This is a genomic window from Desulfatiglans parachlorophenolica (assembly GCF_055394735.1).
This window is the reverse complement of record NZ_AP042460.1, coordinates 37,463-57,411: the sequence shown is the minus strand read 5'-3', so window position 1 is coordinate 57,411 and position 19,949 is coordinate 37,463. Positions and strand designations below refer to the sequence as shown.

At 57.9% G+C, this 19,949-nt stretch carries 13 protein-coding genes; 5 read left to right on the top strand and 8 right to left on the bottom strand.

Going from position 1 to position 19,949, the window contains the following annotated elements; all coding sequences use genetic code 11:
- Positions 1-377: 377 nt before the first annotated feature.
- Positions 378-2,588, bottom strand: a complete 2,211-nt coding sequence (katG, locus tag ACZ500_RS00215; RefSeq protein ID WP_464230528.1) for a catalase/peroxidase HPI — start codon at positions 2,586-2,588, stop codon at positions 378-380.
- A gap of 187 nt (positions 2,589-2,775) precedes the next feature.
- Positions 2,776-3,216: a Fur family transcriptional regulator gene (locus ACZ500_RS00210; protein ID WP_464230527.1), complete on the bottom strand. Its 441-nt coding sequence runs from the start codon at positions 3,214-3,216 to the stop codon at positions 2,776-2,778.
- Between the two features lie 407 nt (positions 3,217-3,623).
- Here ACZ500_RS00210 and ACZ500_RS00205 point away from each other — a divergent pair, with 407 nt between their 5' ends.
- On the top strand, positions 3,624-5,303 hold the full coding sequence (locus tag ACZ500_RS00205) for a potassium channel family protein (protein ID WP_464230526.1): 1,680 nt from the start codon (positions 3,624-3,626) through the stop codon (positions 5,301-5,303).
- A 4-nt stretch (positions 5,304-5,307) separates the two neighbouring features.
- On the opposite strand, the gene ACZ500_RS00200 is transcribed toward ACZ500_RS00205, so the two are convergent.
- Complete coding sequence (locus tag ACZ500_RS00200; RefSeq protein WP_464230525.1) at positions 5,308-10,398, bottom strand: PAS domain S-box protein; 5,091 nt, start codon at positions 10,396-10,398, stop codon at positions 5,308-5,310.
- Positions 10,399-10,784: 386 nt separating this feature from the next.
- Here ACZ500_RS00200 and ACZ500_RS00195 point away from each other — a divergent pair, with 386 nt between their 5' ends.
- The 3 genes from ACZ500_RS00195 to ACZ500_RS00185 all read left to right on the top strand — a co-directional run bounded on the left by ACZ500_RS00195 (position 10,785) and on the right by ACZ500_RS00185 (position 15,513).
- A complete protein-coding gene (locus ACZ500_RS00195) occupies positions 10,785-10,949 on the top strand; it encodes a hypothetical protein (RefSeq protein WP_464230524.1) in 165 nt (54 codons plus the stop codon).
- 197 nt (positions 10,950-11,146) lie between these two features.
- A complete protein-coding gene (locus ACZ500_RS00190; protein WP_464230523.1) occupies positions 11,147-14,449 on the top strand; it encodes a patatin-like phospholipase domain-containing protein in 3,303 nt (1,100 codons plus the stop codon).
- Positions 14,450-14,484: 35 nt separating this feature from the next.
- On the top strand, positions 14,485-15,513 hold the full coding sequence (locus ACZ500_RS00185) for a helix-turn-helix transcriptional regulator (RefSeq protein WP_464230522.1): 1,029 nt from the start codon (positions 14,485-14,487) through the stop codon (positions 15,511-15,513).
- A gap of 61 nt (positions 15,514-15,574) precedes the next feature.
- Here the strand turns inward: ACZ500_RS00185 and ACZ500_RS00180 are convergent, their stop codons facing one another.
- Positions 15,575-15,790 (bottom strand): hypothetical protein, encoded by a 216-nt coding sequence (locus ACZ500_RS00180; RefSeq protein WP_464230521.1) that lies wholly within the window; start codon positions 15,788-15,790, stop codon positions 15,575-15,577.
- A 580-nt stretch (positions 15,791-16,370) separates the two neighbouring features.
- On the opposite strand from ACZ500_RS00180, the gene ACZ500_RS00175 reads away from it, so the two are divergent.
- A complete protein-coding gene (locus ACZ500_RS00175; RefSeq protein ID WP_464233129.1) occupies positions 16,371-16,577 on the top strand; it encodes a thiamine phosphate synthase in 207 nt (68 codons plus the stop codon).
- A 79-nt stretch (positions 16,578-16,656) separates the two neighbouring features.
- Here ACZ500_RS00175 and ACZ500_RS00170 read toward each other — a convergent pair whose 3' ends face one another.
- From ACZ500_RS00170 to ACZ500_RS00155, 4 genes are all read right to left on the bottom strand, one after another.
- The gene (locus tag ACZ500_RS00170; RefSeq protein WP_464230520.1) at positions 16,657-17,517 is read right to left on the bottom strand and encodes a peptidoglycan-binding protein; all 861 of its coding nucleotides are present in this window, start codon (positions 17,515-17,517) and stop codon (positions 16,657-16,659) included.
- Positions 17,518-17,891: 374 nt separating this feature from the next.
- On the bottom strand, positions 17,892-18,695 hold the full coding sequence (locus tag ACZ500_RS00165) for a sulfite exporter TauE/SafE family protein (RefSeq protein ID WP_464230519.1): 804 nt from the start codon (positions 18,693-18,695) through the stop codon (positions 17,892-17,894).
- Between the two features lie 45 nt (positions 18,696-18,740).
- Entirely contained in the window at positions 18,741-18,929 is a 189-nt protein-coding gene (locus tag ACZ500_RS00160; RefSeq protein WP_464230518.1) for a hypothetical protein, read from the bottom strand.
- Positions 18,930-18,942: 13 nt separating this feature from the next.
- Positions 18,943-19,527: a rhodanese-like domain-containing protein gene (locus tag ACZ500_RS00155; protein ID WP_464230517.1), complete on the bottom strand. Its 585-nt coding sequence runs from the start codon at positions 19,525-19,527 to the stop codon at positions 18,943-18,945.
- Between the last annotated feature and the right edge of the window lie 422 nt (positions 19,528-19,949).

Genomic DNA, 19,949 nt, shown 5'->3' with positions numbered 1-19,949 from the left:
TAATCCTGTCAATGCACGGCAAGCAAGAGCAAACATAAGGGGGCGGATTTAAATCCGCCCCCATTATTTTTGTCCCTTTTTTCCAGATTGCAGGTTAAGCGTAGGCGCTTTCCCGGGTGGCCTTGGTACGTTCTTCCTATGACATGGCGGCCAGGCCGTTGACCTCTTCCACATCGAGCTTCAACCCCTGCGCCACGCGCGTGCCGTAATCGGTATCGGTCTTGTAGAAGATCGCCGTCCGGCGCATCTGCATGCGCTCCCGAGCCTTGCCGAGGTTACGATATTGCCGACGAGGTACTCGCGGTCCTTGTCGGTCACAACCTTGCGCGAAAGGTTCCCTGGCTGGACGAAGTCATCCTTACACGCTCCTCCTGCAATCAGGCCAGGTCGAAGCGGTCGAGGTTCATGACCTTGTTCCACACCGCTATAAAGTCGTGCAGGAACTTTTCCCGGGAATCCTCGCATGCGTAGACTTCCGCCACGGCCCGGAGCTGGGAGTTCGCACCGAAAAGGAGGTCGACACGGGTGCCGGTCCACTTGAGTTCGCCGCTCGCTCGATCACGACCCTCGAACACGTCTTCGTCTTTCGAGACGGCCTTCCACACCGTGCGCATATCGAGCAGATTCACGAAGAAATCATGGGTGAGCGTCTCCGGCCGCTTGGTGAAAACGCCGTACCGGGACTGTTCGAAGTTGGCATTCAAAACGCGCATGCCGCCAAGGAGTACCGTCATCTCAGGCGCGGTCAACGTCAACAGCTGCGCCCGGTCGATCAGCAGCTCCTCCGCCGATACGGCGTATTTGGCTTTTCGATAGTTGCGGAACCCGTCTGCAAACGGTTCGAGTACGGCGAACGAGGCCGCGTCGGTCTGCTCCTCCGACGCATCCGTGCGTCCCGGCGTGAAGGGAACGATCACGTCGTAGCCGGCATTTTTCGCAGCCTGCTCGACGCCTGCACACCCACCCAGGACAATCAAGTCAGCGAGCGAGACCTTCTTTCCGCCGGACTGCCCTTTGTTGAACGCTTTTTGGATTCCCTCGAGGGTCTGCAAGACCTTCTTCAGTTGGGCCGGCTGGTTGACTTCCCAATCCTTCTGCGGGGCGAGACGGATGCGCGCCCCGTTCGCACCGCCGCGCTTGTCGGAGCCGCGGAAGGTCGATGCCGACGCCCACGCGGTCGAAACCAGTTGTGAGACAGACAATCCCGAGGCAAGGATCCTGGCCTTGAGGTCGGCCGCATCCTTTTCGTCGATCAGTTCATGGTCGACTGCAGGCACCGGATCCTGCCAGATCAGCTCCTCCGCCGGGACCTCCGGACCGAGATAGCGCGAGCGCGGACCCATGTCGCGGTGGGTCAGCTTGAACCAGGCCCGGGCGAAGGCGTCGGCGAATGCCTCCGGGTTCTGCAGGTAATGCCGCGCGATCGGCTCGTAGATCGGGTCGTAGCGCAAAGAGAGGTCTGCCGTAGTCATCATCGGTCGGTGTTTTTTCGATGGGTCGTGCGCGTCCAACACCATATCCTCTTCGGCCACGTCCTTGGCCAGCCACTGATTTGCGCCGGCCGGGCTCTTGACCAGTTCCCACTCGTATTTGAAAAGCACCTTCAGATAACCCATGTCCCATCGGGTCGGGTGCGGCTTCCAGGCGCCCTCGATGCCGCTGCTGATCGTATCCCCGCCCTTGCCGCTGCGGAAACTGCTCTTCCATCCGAGTCCCTGCTCTTCGATGGGGGCGGCTTCGGGTTCAGGCCCTACATGGGATGCCGGGCCGGCGCCATGGCATTTGCCGAAGGTGTGGCCGCCGGCGACAAGTGCGACCGTCTCTTCGTCGTTCATGGCCATGCGCGCGAAGGTCTCTCGAACATCACGGCCCGATGCCACCGGATCCGGGTTGCCGTCCGGCCCCTCCGGGTTTACGTAAATCAGCCCCATCTGAACAGCCGCCAGGGGGTTTTCCAGATCCCGCTCACCCGAGTAACGGCTCTTGGGCTTGTCGCTCGTAGCGAGCCATTCCTGTTCGGAACCCCAGTAGATGTCCTCTTCCGACTCCCAAACGTCCTCGCGTCCCCCTGCGAAACCGAAGGTCGGCAACCCCATCGACTCGATGGCACAGTTGCCGGCCAGGATCATCAAGTCGGCCCAAGAGATTTTCCTGCCGTATTTCTGCTTGATGGGCCAGAGGAGGCGGCGCGCCTTGTCGAGGTTCACGTTGTCGGGCCAGCTGTTGAGAGGGGCCAAACGTTGCGAGCCGGACCCCGCGCCCCCGCGGCCGTCGCCCATGCGGTAGGTGCCGGCACTGTGCCACGCCATCCGGATGAAGAGCCCCCCGTAGTGGCCCCAATCCGCCGGCCACCAGTCCTGCGAGTCGGTCATCAACGCATAGAGGTCCTTCTTTACGGCCTGCAGGTCGAGTTTCTTGAACTCCTCAGCGTAGTTGAACGCCTCACCCATCGGGTTGCTCAGGTTGGAGTGCTGGTGGAGCATCTTGAGATTCACCTGGTTCGGCCACCAGTCCCGGTTCGACATGCCACCGCCGGCAATGGATTTACCCGCCCTGCCCGTTACCGGCCGCTTGCTTTCTTCATTCATCGCTGTCCTCCCTTTTTTCAGGCTTGCGTTTTTCACCCATCGGTCATGATGTGGAGACTGACATCACCCCCGACAATGAAAGATGGAGTGGAAAAATGAAAAAGTGTTAGGGTTGACGATCAAAGAGACTGCAATGGGCTTATAAATGAGAATTGTTCTCAATTAAATACATAAATCCTCGATCGTGTCAATCCTTTTCCTGGCAATCCGGGCAAAGACCAAAAAAATCCAGCCGATAGGAGGAAATTTGAAAACCGCTCTCGGCGGACAGTTCCTGGGTCAGGCCCTCCAGCGTATGCAGGTCGGGATCGAGGATCTTCTTGCAGCGGGTGCAGATGAGGTGGGGATGGGGATAGGGGCGCCTCCCGTCATACCGGTTGCCCCCGTCGGGAAACGCCAGTTCGAGCGCCTCGCCAAGGGACTTGATCAGCATGATCGCCCGGTAGACTGTCGCCTGGCTCACTCCGGGAAAATCATGCTGTAATTCTTCACAAATTTCCTCAACGGAGGGGTGCCTGTCGCATCCGACCAGGATGCGGGCAACGGCGACCCGCTGCGGTGTAATCTTGTGCCCGTGATCACGGAGGCTTTGGATGATCTGCTGGAGCCTTTCGTCGGGATCCACCACGGATGGGGCCCTCCTTCCTACACTTCGAACACTGACGCACTCCCAAAAATCGCGGAGTCTGTCATGCAGTTTACTACAGGACCGCTCGAGAAGGCCAGAGATGCAGGTCACTCTGATGCAAATTCCGCTGCGGGCCGGCCTTTCGTATAGCGGGGGCAGACAATCGACGCCGCACACGGCTCTCCTGTGAACCTAAAAGGGTCGGACCCGGTATTCGAATCCGAGGACTTCACCTCATTTTCCAGGATATCACCGGATGCGGGCATCGATAGTTCGAGGCATTTGACTTACTGCAGAGCGGACGCATAAAATGGCGAATCGTCCGGCGCACCGGCGCCCTTTTTACGCACGCATGCCTACCGCCAAGAAAGGACCACAGGCAGAACACCGTGAAGTTCTTTCCGTCCATGTTGAGCTATTTTATTCAACGCGAGGGCGCCAAACGCGACCTTCGACAGCTGCTCAAATTTCTGCTCGTCCTGACGAGCCTCGTCCTCATATACAGCATTCTCTTCCATTTCCTGATGGCCTATGAAGGGAAGGATTATTCCTGGATCACGGGCATCTACTGGACGCTCACGGTAATGACCACCCTCGGGTTCGGCGACATCACCTTTCAAACGGATCTCGGGCGCGCCTTTTCGATCATGGTCCTCCTTTCGGGGGTCATCTTCCTCTTGACCCTCCTGCCTTTCACCTTCATCAAGTTCTTCTACGCCCCCTGGATCGAAGCCGAATCTCGAAACCGGGCCCCAAAGGAACTCCCGCCGGAAACGTGGCATCATGTGATCCTGACCCTGTATGAACCGGTGAGCGTGGCTCTGATCGAAAAACTGAAAAACCATCGCCAGGAATATGTCCTGATCGTGGACGATCTGCGCCGCGCCCTGGAACTGTATGACGAGGGCGTCCGTGTGGCCGTCGGGAACATCGACGACCCGGAAACCTACCGCAGGATGCGCGTCGACCATGCAGCGCTCGTGGTAGCGACCCATCAGGACGAAATCAACACGAACATCGCCTTTACCGTACGCGAACTGAACGAGAATGTCCCCATCATCACCACCGCCGATTCACCCCACTCGGAGGACATCTTGCAGATGGCCGGCAGTTCGAGGGTCCTCAAACTCCACGATATGCTGGGTCGCTCCCTGGCAGCTTGGACGGTGGGTGGGAACTGCCGGTCCACCGTCATCGGCCGATTCGATGAACTCATCCTGGCCGAATTCTCACCCTTCGCGACGCCCCTTGTCGGGAAAACGCTCATAGAAAGCCGCATCAGAGAAGAGTTCGGGGTGAGCGTGGTGGGGATCTGGGAACGCGGGCATTTCAGCATTCCGAATGCCCAGAGCCGCCTAGACCCGAACTCCGTGATGGTCCTGGCCGGTTCGGAGAAAAATCTGGCGGCCTTCGATGACGTCTATTCCTTCTACCACATCTGCCGCCTCACCGCAAATCCGGTCCTGATCATCGGCGGAGGGCGGGTCGGACAGACCGTCGCCGAACGCTTTAAAGCGAGGGAGATGCAGTACCTGATCATCGAAAAGAATCCTCGCAGGGTTCAGGAAGGAGAGTACTATGTCCTGGGGGACGCAGCGGATATCCACACTCTCGAGAAGGCCTGGATCGAAAAGGCGCCCGCGGCCCTGCTGACGACCCATGATGACGCCACCAACATCTATCTGACCAAGTACTTGCGCAGCCTTCGGCCCGATATGCGCATCCTCAGTCGCGCGAGTCTCGATCGCAATGTCTCCACGCTTCACCGCGCAGGAGCCGATTTCGTCATGTCCTACGCCTCCCTGGGCTCCAGTGCCATCCTCAACTTTCTCAAGAACGAGGACACCCTCATGCTGGTCGAAGGACTGAACGTCTTCCGCCTGGAGGCCCCTCAGACCCTGATCGGGAAAAACCTTGCCCAATCGCGGATCCGGGAAAAAACCGGCTGCTCGCTTGTGGCAATCAAAACAAAAGGGGGTATGACCATCAACCCGGATCCACACACGCCCATCGGGGAAGACTCCGAGCTGGTGTTTATCGGAACCTACGAGAGCGAAAAAAAGTTGCTCGAGTGGTTTCAGGGCTGAGGTTTCATGGGTCCTCCGTCCCCATCGAATCCTGGAGAATCTCCCGGAGTCTCTCCAAGGTAAAAGGCTTTTGGAGCACCCCGGCAAGCCCTTTGCCCGCAAAGCGCGCCGCCACGTCCTCTTCGCTGTAACCGCTGGCCAGAATGACACGAACATTCGGGTTCAAATGCCGCAGTTCGCTGAAAGTCTCAGCGCCGTCCATATGGGGCATGGTCAAATCCAGAAAGACGAGATCAATCCCGGCGCCGTGCTCCTGATATAGACCCAGCGCCTCGCGCCCATCCGCCGCCGTCAAAACCGTATAGCCCAGACGCTCGAACATCGCGGCCCCAAGCGCCCGAAGCGATTCTTCATCATCGACCAGAAGCACAGCCCCCTTTCCTGTCCAGCATCCCTCTCTTATATTCTCGACCGATCCGTCACCGCCCGCGCACCCATCGACGGCCGGAAAAAGCACTTTGAAACTCGTGCCTTTCCCCGGTTCGCTGTAGACTTTGATGGCGCCCTTGTGGGCACGTACGATCCCGAGCACTGCAGCCAAGCCCAGTCCACGACCGGTGAATTTGGTGCTGAAAAACGGCTCGAAGATCCTGGAACGGGTTTCGGCATCCATCCCGCAGCCGGTGTCCGATACCTCGAGGTAGACATAGAGCCCGGGCGACAGCGTTTCATGCAGTTCCGTTCTCTGAAGGTACCCCTCGTCGCAGCGCGAGGCGCCCGCCGCGATGTTGATGACGCCGCTGCGATCTCCGATGGCATCCGAGGCGTTGATGATCAGGTTCATCACGATCTGACGGATCTGGCTCCCATCGGCCATAATCGGAGGCAAACCACCTTCCAGGTTGAGGTTCAGGATCGCCTTCTTCGAGATAGAGGTCTTCAGAAGATGCGCCATCTCCTCGATCAACTCCTTCAGGTCCGTCGGCTCGAGGCTGACGGAGGCCCTTCCCGAGTAGGCCAGCATCTGGCGGCAGAGTTCAGCGGCCCGGCGGGCGGCGGTGACAATTTCACGCAGGCTGCTGCGCGCCCCCGACAGCGGGGGGATCATCTCCATGGCCAACTCCGCGTACCCCATCACCGCCATCAGGATGTTGTTGAAATCGTGGGCGATACCTCCCGCCAGAACGCCGAGGCTCTCCAGCTTCTGTGTCTGTTGGATCTGCGCCTCGAGCAGACGCCGTTCCTGTTCTCCTCTCACGTGATCGGATATATCCCGAATCGTCGCCTGCAGAAATACCTCTCCATCCTGTTCCATCCGGGTAAGCAGGACCGTGGCGGGGAAAAAATCGCCATCACTTCGTTCGTGCGTCCAATCAAAAAAACGGGCCCCCTCCTCCAAGACCTGTTTGACAATCTCTTCAGCCGCCGCAGAAGACTCACGTCCATCGGGTTGCATGGGCGGAGACAATTCCCAAAGCGGTCTCGAAACCAGTTGCTGCAGACCCTCTATCTTGAACATCTCGAGGGCCGCGCGATTCGCAGAACTGCAGTTCCAGTCCGGCGGCTCCATCACCACGATGGCATCGCGCGAACTCTCAAAAAGGGTCCGATAGCGCTCTTCGCTCTCACGCAGGGCGGCCTCGGCCCGTTCACGCTCCGTGATATCCTCGTAGACGATAAACTGCATACCGCCCTTTATGGTCATGGGCCGAAAGAGGATCTTTTTGCTCGACCCATCCTTGCAAACCACAGTGAACGTCCTCGGCCGGACCTGATAATCCTCCGATTTCCGGATATCCTGCAGCCAGACCGCAAGCGCCCTTTTTCTTTCCGCGTCATCCGGATATGCCCTGACGAGCCAGTCTTTCCCGGTAGGCACATCTTCCAGGGTATAGCCGAAGACCTTTACGAACATCGGGTTCACATACTCATACCGGCCGGCAGGCGAAATGAGCGAAACCGGGAAGGGCATAATCTCCGCCATATAGCGAAACCGGGCTTCGCTCTCGCGCAGGGCGTCCTCGGCGATCTTGCGGTGCGTGACATCTTCCACAATGCCCATACCGCCTTTGACCTTGCCCGCCTGATCCAGGATCGGCGCGAAAAAAACGCGTACCGAGGTCACCTTGTCCGCGGTGTAGGACCGGTATTCCCCTTCGAAGAGGCTCAGCCGGCCGGACAGGGCTTCCCCGAGCGCCGCCGTAATCCGGCTGTCGGGCAACCGGGTCATATCGAGGCCCGTCAGCGTCTCACGGGATGATCCGATGATCCTTACAAATACGTCGTTGCAGTCCGTGACCACGCCAGCGCTGTCGTAGTGAAACAGCCCGAGCGGCGCGTTTTCGAAAACCAGTCTGAACGTCTCTTCGCTTTCTCTCAGTGCGTCTTCCGCGCGTCTGCGATCGGTTACATCGTAGTGGATGCCTACGACACGCGTGGGTTGGCCGGACGCATCCCGCACCACGGTGGCCATACAGACAAGATGACGTATCTCGCCGGAGGGTTTCAGGACGGGGAACTCGAGACAAAAATCCTTTCCGCCTGCGAGAACGCTTTCGAACATAGCGGCCGCCTGGGAGCATGTCTCGGAAGGCAGGCGATCGATCCAGTCGGCGAGATGCCCCCCGAAACCCTCACGGTCTATTTCGAAAAGCGTGAACATGTTGTCATCCCACTCCAAGCGGTCCTCCACCACCCGGTAATCCCAAACCCCCAACCCCGTCCCCCGGGTAGCCAGGGACAGGCGCTCCCGGCTCTCATGGAGCGCGCGGGTCCTCTCCGCCACCTGACGTTCGAGCGTTGTCTCGCGGGAGCGGAAAAAGCCGATCAGCGCGGTCATCGCAGCCGTGAGCAGCAGACCCCCGGAAAGAGTCGCAGCTCCGGACCAGGTTCGGTTCGAGGAGCGGAATCCCTCCGTCGGATGAACGACAATCACCCAGGTGCGATCGAAAAGAAAGAGCGGATAGATCAGGCTGCTCAAGACAGCACGCTCCGAGGTCCAGCCTGCCAGTCTCCCAGAGACCGATTCGGAGGGACAAACCATCTCAGGCTGTAATTCGCCACCCTTGACCTCGACAAGATCGATCTTGACATGCGAACGGCTTTTTTCGCCGGGTCCGAAGACCGTATTCAGGGCCTCCTGCGGACGGAGCACACAAGCGACCAGCCCTGACGGCCGCTCATACCCGGGTTTCTGGACCCGATCGAAGGCCACCAAACCATGTGCGTCTCCCACCAACTGCAGAAGCTCGATGGCAGCCGTAACCACAGGCAACCCGGTCTCGAGCGCCTTTTCAATCGCCGCCAATCGTTCCGGTTCGCTCCCGAGATCGAATCCCACCAGGGATGCATGGGCCTCATGGGGGGCAATGCAAGCGAGAGGGTAGTAAATTCCACGTTTATCTGCCCGCACCATCGCCCCCGATTCGTCCTTCTCCTTCACCTCGAAATCGGCTTGGCCCCCGACGCGCATATGTACCTCGAAGGCCTGGATGCCGGCGGCCGGCACAACCGGTATCCATTCCCAGGCCTGCACATTGGATGCCCGGGCCAGCGGCCCCGCGTAGGCCGCGAATTCCTGTGCATCCACATAACGACTCACTTCGAAGAAGCGGCGCAGCGCCGTCAGATCGCGCCGGATCCCCTTGAAAACATCCACAGCCCAGTGGGCGCGGAGTTCGGCCTTCGCGGCGAACGCATCCCGTATCCTGTTGCGCTCCAGTACTTGGACCGCCGACACGGCAATCAGCGTCAACCCTATCCCCAACAAACCCGCCATCAGCGTCTCGACATGCCTGAGCCACCCTTTTTTCGCCCCTCCCGGTCGAAAACGGCGCCACTGCAGCAGGGCCAGCCCCCCCAAAAAAAAGGCCGACAGGGCCAGGACCATCAGAATCACACCCCGTCGGGCACCCCCTATGATCGCCTGCCACCGGTCCGCCGAAACATCGATCCCGACCAGCATCAGCACATCACCGCTGTAAGGATCCAACACGGGGGCAAGTGCAGATACAAAGGTGCCGTACTCGTCCGTGTAGGGACCGATCGTACAGGGGAGGCCCGTCCGGAAGGCCTCCCAGTTTTCAGAACCCGGCTCCCGATAGACCGTTCCAGGCGGAGAAGCCATCGGGTCGTCCCGATCGTAGTTCTCGGGCCCGAAGACCATTTTCCCATTGCGGACGGCCAGACTGTATATGCCACGGACATTTTCGAGCAACCCGCCATAGGCGGTCATGTGCTCGCGGATGCGCAGAAATTCCGGACGATCGAGGTCTTCGGGGTTGAACGAAAGGGCCTTAACCTCCTCCGGGGCCATCGCAGCGGCAATGCCCATGCAATGACGCAGGACATCCTCCCGCATTCGGCTGTCCAAGGCCCGTCCACGCCAATCCGTGGCTGTCCAGCCAAGGCCGATCAACACCAGCAGGGAGAAAGGAAGCGCCAATCTGGCCGGCCATCCGCGCCCGTCTTTCGAAAAAAAACCTGTCGAGCCGCAGTGCCATATTCCAACTCCTCCCAGAAGGGAGCCCAACCCCCAGAAGAGTTCGGCCGGCAGCCCGGCGATCGTCGGGTGGATTTCGAAAGCAGACCGGACGGTGAGATCGGAAACACCCTCAAGGACGGCCAAACCAAAGGCAAGGCCCGCCAGCGCCATCCCTGCCGTGGCCGTCTTCATGGCAATCCCGTCGCCACCAGGCAGCGACCTCGACACACGCCTCAATACGAGGGCGCTCAGGACAGCACCTGGAGCGCCGAGAAAACATCGGGCTGAACTCTCGAATTCCATGCAGCCCGCGGCGGCCACCACCCCCGTTGTCAGGAGCAGCGATGCAAGGGCCCACACACCGTATTTTCCAGAATGGCGACGGCGCCACGAGCGCCTGCCAAACTCGGCCAGAGATATAAACGAAAGCACGATGACCCCGGTATGGAAAGCTTCAAACAGACCCGGATCGGGGACACTGAGCGCAGACATCTTGCTCCATGATGCAACCGCCTGCAGCAAACCGTAGAGCGCCAGCCAGCGCCAGGGAAGAAAGAGCTTTTCGTTCCGCTGCCAATCCACCCGGATACAAGCGAAGACCAACAGAAGAAAAACGAGCCCGTTGATGAAACAGAGATAGTCGAGCTGTGAAAAAAACCAGGCAGCCAGCACAGGATCCTCCTCCAACTTTCTGTTTTCACCCGTAATGAGCCCAAGATCCAAAACCACACCGTGTATATAACCATCGTCTCGATATGTAAAGGTTTTGGGCGCAGTAACCCTGCCCGGTAAAGAATGCTGCAGGAATTCGCAAAAACACCGGGATATTTCCTCCATTCGAGAGGATTCGGTGAAATTCCGAGGATGCTGGTAGCACCTTGATCAAGTCGCACGCCTGATCAGCGAAACCAGCGACGACCAGGTCGCTGAAACCTGCCTGATAAGAGGCGGAGATACGCGCTTTTTGAAGCGTTCATGGTCGGCACCCCTTCCCAGCCCCCACCGGAGACGCCTCAGGGCGCCCTCGCAACGGAGGGATAAATAGTTTCCATCCGGAAATGGTCTTTTTGGCCAATCTCGGCGTCAATCTGCACGTTTGCTTGTGCGGCGACCACCAGGTCGCCTCCGCGCAAACGCTTGATTTCCTTGATATTGGCCAAAAATCCTCATTTCCGGAATGGAAACTGGGTTGTACCGGGAAATCATTTCCGGATGGAGACTAAATATGAAATCAAAATGATTTGATCTGCCTGTCCGGTTCAGGTCCTAAATCCATGCAATTCTCCGTGTTGGGAGAATATCATTAAAGCAATCGATGTAGTTTTCAATTTTACTTTTTTACCCGATTCCCTCCATCTGTGCTAAAATTGTCGTGAAATGAGTAAAGCTTCATTGCAGTGCTTCCCACTCGGAGGACGACATGAGCGGAGATGTGAAACTGCGGCAGGAGAGTGGAACACGATGGGTATTTCTCAGCTCTTTGGTGATGATCAGCGCTTTGGCCCTGGTTTTTTTGCTTTGGGCCTTCGACGCCGCTCAAGACCACGACGTGCAATTGAAGGGCAAAGAAATATCGGCGGGAATCGTCGGGCTTGAGCTGGCTTTCAGCGCCGAGCGCGCGACTGCCCTCCTGGCTCAATGGAAGGAGAGCGAACTGGACGAAGCCTCACGTTTCGTTCATGCGGAAAAAGGGCTCGTGCAGGACCGCTGGCTGATCTTCGGATATATGGTTTTCGGCTCTGCGCTGATTCTGCTGCTCCTGACGGTTTTGCGGGTGCCGCTCGACCGCTTCTGGATCGTCCTGGCCGCAATGCCCCTCGCAGCCGGCCTGGCAGACCTCGTCGAAAATCTTTTCCTGGGACGAATTCTCGCCGTCGCAACGCCTCAGACCGGCCTGGTTATCGCCGCCGGGGTCTGTGCACTGGTCAAATTTATCCTTCTCGGGCTGGCGGTGGTCGCCGGTGTGGCGATCATCGGCTTTGGCCTGTTTCATCGTGCGACACAGAAGCCTCTTCAATATTCCAAGCATCTGGTGACGCTGAGTGAGGTCATCCGCCGGGAGGGCATCTATATCCGAAGCAGGAGACGCAAGGCCGAAGTACCCGCAACCGAAGACCCGGCTCCCGTCGGGATAGCGCTATCCGGGGGCGGCATCCGCTCGGCGACCCTTTCTCTGGGCGCGCTGCAATCGCTGGCCGGCAGCGGGTTTTTCAAACGCCTCGACTATCTCAGCACCGTCTCCGGGGGCGGCTACATCGGCTCCGCGCTTTCGAGTCTCCTGTCCTGCAAGGCCTTGGACAAGTACCTCGGCCCCGACGCGCCGAACCAATTCGAATTCGATGCCGAAGACGAAGCGCATTTCGACGTCGAGAAGCCGGAGGACAGCCCTTTCTACGACGACCAACGCACACCGCTCACGCAACACCGCCAGTGGCTCAGCGGCCGCATGGTCGTTGAGCACCTGAGGGCGTTCGGAGACTATCTCGTGCGGAAACACCGCACCTTCGACCGCGATGTCCTGCGGGCGTTCGGCACCTTGCTGACCGGCATCTGTTGTACATTGGGCCTTTTCTTCAACCTCGTGATGATCGGTGCAGCCCTTGCTCTCCTGGCTTTGGCCCTGTGCGGAAGCAAACCGTTTCCCGACCCATCCGGCGGATATGCCGGCACCCTCTTGACCGGTGCCGGGGGACCGGTCGGGCTCTTGTGGGCGGCCGGCATCGGCGGCCTTTTCGCCATCGGCGCGGGCGTCGTTTGCGGGGCATGCGCGGACCGTGCGCCAAAGTGCTGGTTCGAGCGGGGCGGAGACACCTACGAGGATGCAAGGCAGCGCCGGGCCCTCTGGGTATTGGCGAGTCTCACCCTTCCAGCGGCCTTCGCCGCACCCGCTGCATTGAGGAGCTTCGTGCCGCAGATGCAGGATGCGATGCTCGTACCCGTCTGCTTCTTCGCCGGCGGTTTCCTTGCCCTTGTCCTCGCGTATATCCTGCTGGTCTGCGTGATTCCCGGCAAAGGGGAGCGCCGTTCCAACCGGAACAGCCGCTCCTATCTGAGTTCCATTATCGGGCTGTTCTTCTACCTGTTTCTAGCCGCTGTCTGTTTGGGGCTCGTAAGCGCTCTACTCGGCGCGGCGATCGCCAAGGGCCAAAGCCTCCCGCGACCGGAGGCCCTTGCCGGTGGAGGCGGTGCCGGTCTCGTCGGGGCGCTGGTCCTGGGACTGATGGCCTGGTGGCGAAACCGCAAGCAGGAAAACAACCAAAAGAGCGAAGAAAGGCTCAAAGGTATTTTCAGCTGGCTGAAGACCTCATCGGAATTCATCCAGAAGCTGGTGCTCGGGGCGGCGGCGGGGCTCGTCCTGACGGCCGGTCTCATGCTATGCATGGTGCTCGTGGAGCAGCTCCTCCGCTGGATCGGTCCCGCTGATCCCGGCACGATACATTATTTGATTTTCTCCGCGGCGGCGGGCCTGTTGCTGATCGCCGGTTGTCTGGTCGACTTCAACAAGATCTCCATGCATTATTTTTACCGGGACCGGCTGGCCGAGGCCTATCTGAGCACCCTGGCACGAGCGCTCGGCGCGATACCGCACGGCAGCCCGGAGATCAGGCGTGAGCACAGCCAGATGCGGCTTCTGGATCTGCACGGCCGCCCGGGTAAAGGAGCCAGGGCCACAGCCCGGAAAAAGGCGATGGCATCGACAAAGGCACCAGGAGGAGCTCCGAGCGGGTCTTCTTTTGTGCAGTATCGGCTGCAATCCCGTGCGCTGGAAAGGGTGCAGATCTGGAAGGCGCTCGAACCCGAGCCCGAGCCCTTCGCGGGTGCGGTCACCGCCGCTCCCTATCACCTCTACAATGCGTGTCTGAACCTCTCCACCGATCGCGATGCAACCTATCGCAGCCGGAAGTCGGACATCTTCATCTTCTCCAAACTTTTTTGCGGCGCACCCGCCATCGGTTTTGTGGACACCGGGGTCTATCGTTCCGGTGCCACCAAGGTGGCCCGGGTCTTGACCATATCGGGGGCAGCGATCAACTCAGCCCTCGGACGTCAGACCTTTTTCGCACAGGCCTTCGGCGCGACGCTCTTCAACGTCCGGCTTGGGCAGTGGATGGAAAACCCGGGTTATCGCGGGGGCAAGCACCTTGGGAGGCGGGAAACCGTCGTCTTCTGGCCCAAGTACCTGCTGATGGAAGTCCTTGGCATGAGCGACTCGCGCCGTCGCCTCGTACACCTTTCCGATGGGGGACACACAGGGGACAATCTCGGTCTGATCTCACTCCTCCAAAGACGCTGCCGCCTCATCCTGGTGGTGGACGCGGAGTGCGACACCGACTGGAGCTTCGGTTCCCTCATGAACGCCGTCCAATATGCTGAAGCCGATATGGGGATCAGGTTCGAACTCCGTCTCGACGATCTGAAGCCGGACAAACGCGGATTCGCCGCCAAGCATTATGCCCTGGGAACCATCCTGTATCCTGAAACCGATTCCGAACCGAGCGCGCAAGGGCACCTGGTCATCCTGAAATCATCGGTACACAAAGATGACGACGAGACGGTACGCAAATACCGGCAAATCCACCCGGCCTTCCCTCAGGAGCCCACGTCCGATCAGTTCTTCAGTGAAGAACAGTTCGAGGCCTACCGCAAGCTCGGGCAGAATATGGCGGACCAGCTGCTGAAGGAACACGCGGAACTGGGTCAGGGCAGGATCGCTCTCACATGAAGTTTAGGAGTCAGCAAACGAGGAGGTAATCCCATATGGCCAGGGGAGATCAACTTGGAAGGCAGTGGAAAATCATCCAGACCTTGATTTCTTCGCACCAGGGGCGATCCGCCGCCGACCTGGCCGACGAACTCGAATGCCATCCAAGGACTGTTTATCGGGATCTCGAAGCGCTGCAGGTCGCCGGATTTCCTATTTACACCGAACGAGTCGACGGAAAAAATCTCTGGTCCGTGCTGGACACCGTGAAGCATCAGATGCCTGTGCCGTTTACCTTTACGGAGTTGATGGCCCTCTATTTCAGCACAGACCTGCTGAAAATCTTCAAGGAAACCGTCTTCTACGAATCCCTCGAAAGCCTCTTGCAGAAAATCAGGACCACACTCCCCCCCGATTCCCTCCAGTACGTAAAAAACCTGGAGCAGACCATCGAAGTCGGGATCAAACCCTACTGCGATTATGCAAGGTTCCGTGAAATCCTGAACCGGGTGCACGATGCAGCTGTCCGGAGGAAATCCATCGAGATAGTCTACTTCACCATGAGCCGGAGAAAGGAAACCCGGCGAAAGGTCGACCCGTACCGCATCTGGTTCTTCAACGGGACCTTTTACCTGATCGCCTATTGCCATACCCGCTGTGCCGTCAGGATCTTCGCGGTCAACCGTATCAAGATGCTGCACCTGACCAATGAACCGTTCAAGATACAAGAAGGCTTCAACTTCGACGCCTTCACACAATCGAGCTTCGGTGTGTTTCAGGGGGATCTGGTCCGAATCAAGGTCCGGTTCTCGCGAGAGGTCGCAGGCTACATCCGGGAAAAGACCTGGCACCCGAGTCAAACCATCCTGAATCAGGAAGACGGATCCATCGTCTTCGAGGCGGAGGTTCCCTGGAGCGTGGAGGTCAGGGCCTGGATCATGGGCTGGAGCACGGACGCACTCCTGCTCGAACCACATGCTTTAAAGCAGGAGATCCAGGCCGAAGCGCGCCTCATCGCCGAGCGGTACAATGAAAACGCGCAAACGCCCTCACTTCAGGAACCCGGACAGGAATCCCGTTCCTGACCACGGATCGATCGGGACACAACGGCATCCATCATTCCTGTTCATTGGGGATGCTCGGATGTCAAACCTCGTTCCGCCGCCCCGGCCGCTCTTTTGCCTTCGCGGAATCGACCGGCAGGAGCTTCCAGACGATATTGAAGTCATTGTCGACGACATTTTTGGCCGCCGCCGCAGCAGCCTCGTCCCGGCTGCGCACAAGCGTCGTGAGAACAAGCACCCTTCCGCCGATGAATTGCCTCATCTCAAAAAGATATACCGGCAGATCCTGATCTCTCATAACAACACCTCCTTCTTTTCCACCATTTCAGCACAAAGGGGGCAAGCTCTTTGCCGCCCTCCCCTCGTTCTGGGCTGCACCCTATCACAGCCGATTGACAGATCCGGTCACACGGGCGCAAATTTATCGGGATGCCGCCGAACGAGGGAGATGCCCTCTGATATCGGATGGTTGAATAGAGGAAAGGACGAGCCTCGACGACCCCGTCATCTCAAAATTCATCAGGGACGACCTCAAAGGAGAAAACGTCGGCATATCTGAAAGCAATAGGCGGGCTGGTAGAAGAAGGTTCGACGAAGCGTCATCCAGGAAGATGCCCGGAAATCGCTGGAAACCTGGGGCATGAACAGTGTCCATCCGGAAATGAGGATTTTTCCTTCACACGCTTCGCGTGCTCAGTCCCACCGCTTCGCGGCGGGTCCCGGCTCGTAAATATCAATGAAATCAAGCACTTGTGCGTAGGCAACCTGATGGTCGCCGCACAAGCAAACGTGCAGATTGACGCCGAGACCGGCAAAAAGACTATTTCCGGATTGGAAACTGGGTAGAAAGAGCGTGCGACAGTTATTAAACGACCGGTATACAACCGGATCATGAGGCTGAGGCAGGACACGAAAGCCTGGGCAGGGCAGGGCTGGACCGGATCTGCCGGCTGCCCTGCGTTGCCGTCGGCGGCATCACACGGGCCAATCTGCCTGAGGTCGTCGAAGCGGGATGTTCCCGGGCGGCCGTCCTCTCGAACATCCCGAACGCCTGGAAAGAGAAAAGCGGTTCACCGAAAAATTAGAGGCCTTGCGCTTCTTGCCAGGTTGGAGATGCTGCCTGGAGAGAGCGGCCCGGATTCTTTTCAGCGGTCCATGGGTTTCCTACAGCCGTTCCAAACCCTTGCGCCATAGATTCGCCTCGGCCTGGCGGCGTTTGATCAGACCGGAGGCCGGATCCCACAGCCGCTTCATGGAAACGATCTGATCCTCGACCTCGGCGAGAATCGATTTGACCCGCTCATGATCCAGCCCGGCCTCGTCGGCCCGCGCGAGGATGGTCTGAATCTCCCTCATCTCCCTGCGTCGACCTCCTCTCAAATCGTTGCCGCGATTGAAGACAATGCTGACGAGAACCGAACGGCACAATCCAGTAAGACGCTCGAGCGAAGGGTAGATCGCCTCGGAATCCGCGTAGAAGCGGGGAAGCGTCTTCTCTACAAAGACCGACCATGCATATTTGAAAGGAATTTCCACGCCCAACTGCCGAAGCTCTCGAGCGCGGGTTTTCGTCCCGCGTCTGCCGATATCCCTGGCCAGTTCAACCATGACGGCATCGGGTAAATGGGGCCCCCAGGTGGCGATAAAATCCGCCTCGCTATTCCATTTCAGATCATATCCGACGCCGATGGTGATGCCGCTTTGCTCGCCGGGAAAATGCGGCCATCTGCTGAATTGATCGTAATAGCCGAGGCCTCCCGTCTCCTCCAGCGCAATGAATGCCACACCATTCGTGTCGAGACTCGGAAACGGCTCCGGCCTGGATTCCAACCACGTCCAGAGCGTGAAATCGGCGACCCCCGTTGTAGGCTGATTGGCATAATCCTGCGCATACCGGACGCCCCTGTCCGTTGCAAGGCCGAAATCCCCGTCCGCAATCAACATCGCTCCGACGCGATTGAGAAAAGACTGCAGCCTGTACACCGCTTCGCCCTTATCCCCTCTTTTCAAGTTCGGGTTCGACATGTCGGCTCCTCCTGAAAAATGTGTTTCTGGATGAAGTTCTCAAATGCCCATCTACTGAACACTCGACCTGACCCGAGGAATTCGTCTCAACTACCGCTCACGCTTCCTTATCAGAGTTTAATGCTCGCCGAAATCAATTTCCGACACCCCCTGCCTCAAGATAGTTGTCACCTACCCGAGCTTGAGGACATCGCCATGCCGTTTCCATCGCTTGAGCAGACGGCATCCCTCCGCCAGGCGCAGAAAGGGCGACGCAACTACATCCCCCAGCCGCCCCGCCCGCGATCCCTGATCTCCACTTCACATTCACTTCCATACCCGGACATGAACCACCTCCATTTCGTTGAGACCCGGGATCTCGGGTCCAAGATGCCTTAACCACCACGGCCCGTCTGCAGCGCGTTGACGATCATGAAAACCGCAGCGAGCCAGTTCGTATAGGCAAACAACTGCTTCAGATGTTTAGGCTTCGTTTTCAAAGACAACCTGCCGCCCAGTATGCCTCCAAGGATGGTGACGGCAGCCAGAGGAACAGCCCAGGACGGGTTGAAATCCCCCTGCACGGCATGACCTGTGAACCCCATGAGAGCTGTTGCAGCAATGAGCGTAGATGCGGTTCCCACCGCAGTGTGCATTGGAACGCGGCAGGCCAGCACCATGAGGGGAACCAGGAACGACCCGCCGGACACACCCACCATTCCGGAGCCGAAACCGGCCAGAACAGCCGTCGGCAGCGCAATCAGCAAATCGACAGGGTATACCTCGCCGCCTGATTGGACACTTATCGATCCAAAACGCCTTCGCGTCCTGGAAAGACTGCTGGAAACAGGAACCAGCATGACGATACCCGATATGAACAACATGGCTGCAAATATCATTTTCAGCGAAAGACCGCTGAACAGATGAGAAAAATAACCGCCCAGCAAGGCAGACAGCGCCGTCGACGTCCCGATCAAAACAGCCAACTTCCACGATACCGATTTATTTTTCTGGAAGATCGCCATCGCCGCAATCGATGCGGAAAAGAGAATGAACTGACCGGTCGTGGCTGCCTCATGCATCGGAACATTGGCGAGTGCCAGAATCACGACATAGAAATTGCCGCCTCCTTTTCCGACCATGGTCATCGCCACAGAGACGATCAAAATCAGGGACGAAACAACCATCAGGCTTGTCATTCAGCGATGATCCTCTTATTTAGTGTACATCCGGAAACGATTTCCCTATAGAACCCAGTTTCCAATCCGGAAATGAGGATTTTTCTTCACCGCTTCGCCGCTCAGTCCCACCGCTCCGCGGCGGGTCCCGGTTTGCCCAATATCAAGAAAATCAAGCATTTGCGCGGAGGCGACCTGTGGGTCGCCGCACAAGCAAACGTGCAGATTGACGCTGAGATTGGCCAAAAAGACCATTTCCGGATGGAAACTATTTATTTTGGACAGCTTTCAACACACTCCCCGGCCTCAATGCATCTGTCAAAGCGGAATAACCCCCTTCAAGGATGCGCACATCAGGGTAGCCTTTTAACAACAGATAAGCATACACAATAGATGATCTCACGTTTGCCGGGCAAAATACGGCGATCGATTTCTCTTTCGGGATTTCATCGATTCTGTCGGGCACTTCATTTATCGGTATATTTTGACATTCTATATTCGAGTGAAATTCCAGTTTTATGAAGATGGAAGCAGATTCCTCCTTCGAGCGGACATCCAATAAGTAACCGTTTTTCCCTTTTAAAAACGCCTCAGGGGATACTTTATGGATCCCTTTACCGAAAAAATTCAATGTAAAATTCCGCATGAGCTGTTCCATAAAAACCTCTATTCTGATTGCATTCGTTGACCATCCCGAACCCCTTCTCAAAACGATTCTTCCCGGGATCCTGGAAGACCCCGGGGATAACCCCATACCTCCTCCCTCGGCGTAAGGAGGAGCGTTTGCAGCCTCATCACGGACACCGTGAGGAAGCACTCCGCATTTTTCCAACGTGTCAGGCAATGCATCCAAGGCACTTCATAGGTCTCCACGACCGGGCGGCGAATGCCCAGCACATGTGCAATGATGATCGATGTCAGCCAAAGACCGCACCCAGTATTCGGATACTGTTCACCGATCTCCTGAACTCCAGACCGAAACCGGAGGTCAGAGCGGCCATAAAGAACCCCACCGTAGCGAGAAGCATGCTCCCCCCATCCAGTGCATCCCGACCACTTGGAGCGCACCGGATAAGAGACCCGGCGTCTGTTCTTTATAAACACGGCTGATGAAAAATACGAGCCAAAAGGAAACGCCCACAGCGATCAAACCCTTGCGGTTCAGATGCCTTTTGCGCACGGACAATGAACCCGGGCGCAAAAAAACATAGAGGTGCACCAGCGTAACAACGGTGATCATATGGTTTCGAAAAAAAATGGCATTCCTCCATGCAG

Coding starts and splice junctions, on each gene's coding strand:
- katG (WP_464230528.1), bottom strand. CDS start 2,588: ATGAATGAAGAAAGCAAGCGGCCGGTAACGGGCAGGGCGGGTAAATCC.
- ACZ500_RS00205 (WP_464230526.1), top strand. CDS start 3,624: ATGTTGAGCTATTTTATTCAACGCGAGGGCGCCAAACGCGACCTTCGA.
- ACZ500_RS00195 (WP_464230524.1), top strand. CDS start 10,785: ATGGTCTTTTTGGCCAATCTCGGCGTCAATCTGCACGTTTGCTTGTGC.
- ACZ500_RS00190 (WP_464230523.1), top strand. CDS start 11,147: ATGAGCGGAGATGTGAAACTGCGGCAGGAGAGTGGAACACGATGGGTA.
- ACZ500_RS00185 (WP_464230522.1), top strand. CDS start 14,485: ATGGCCAGGGGAGATCAACTTGGAAGGCAGTGGAAAATCATCCAGACC.
- ACZ500_RS00180 (WP_464230521.1), bottom strand. CDS start 15,790: ATGAGAGATCAGGATCTGCCGGTATATCTTTTTGAGATGAGGCAATTC.
- ACZ500_RS00170 (WP_464230520.1), bottom strand. CDS start 17,517: ATGTCGAACCCGAACTTGAAAAGAGGGGATAAGGGCGAAGCGGTGTAC.
- ACZ500_RS00165 (WP_464230519.1), bottom strand. CDS start 18,695: ATGACAAGCCTGATGGTTGTTTCGTCCCTGATTTTGATCGTCTCTGTG.
- ACZ500_RS00160 (WP_464230518.1), bottom strand. CDS start 18,929: ATGGTCTTTTTGGCCAATCTCAGCGTCAATCTGCACGTTTGCTTGTGC.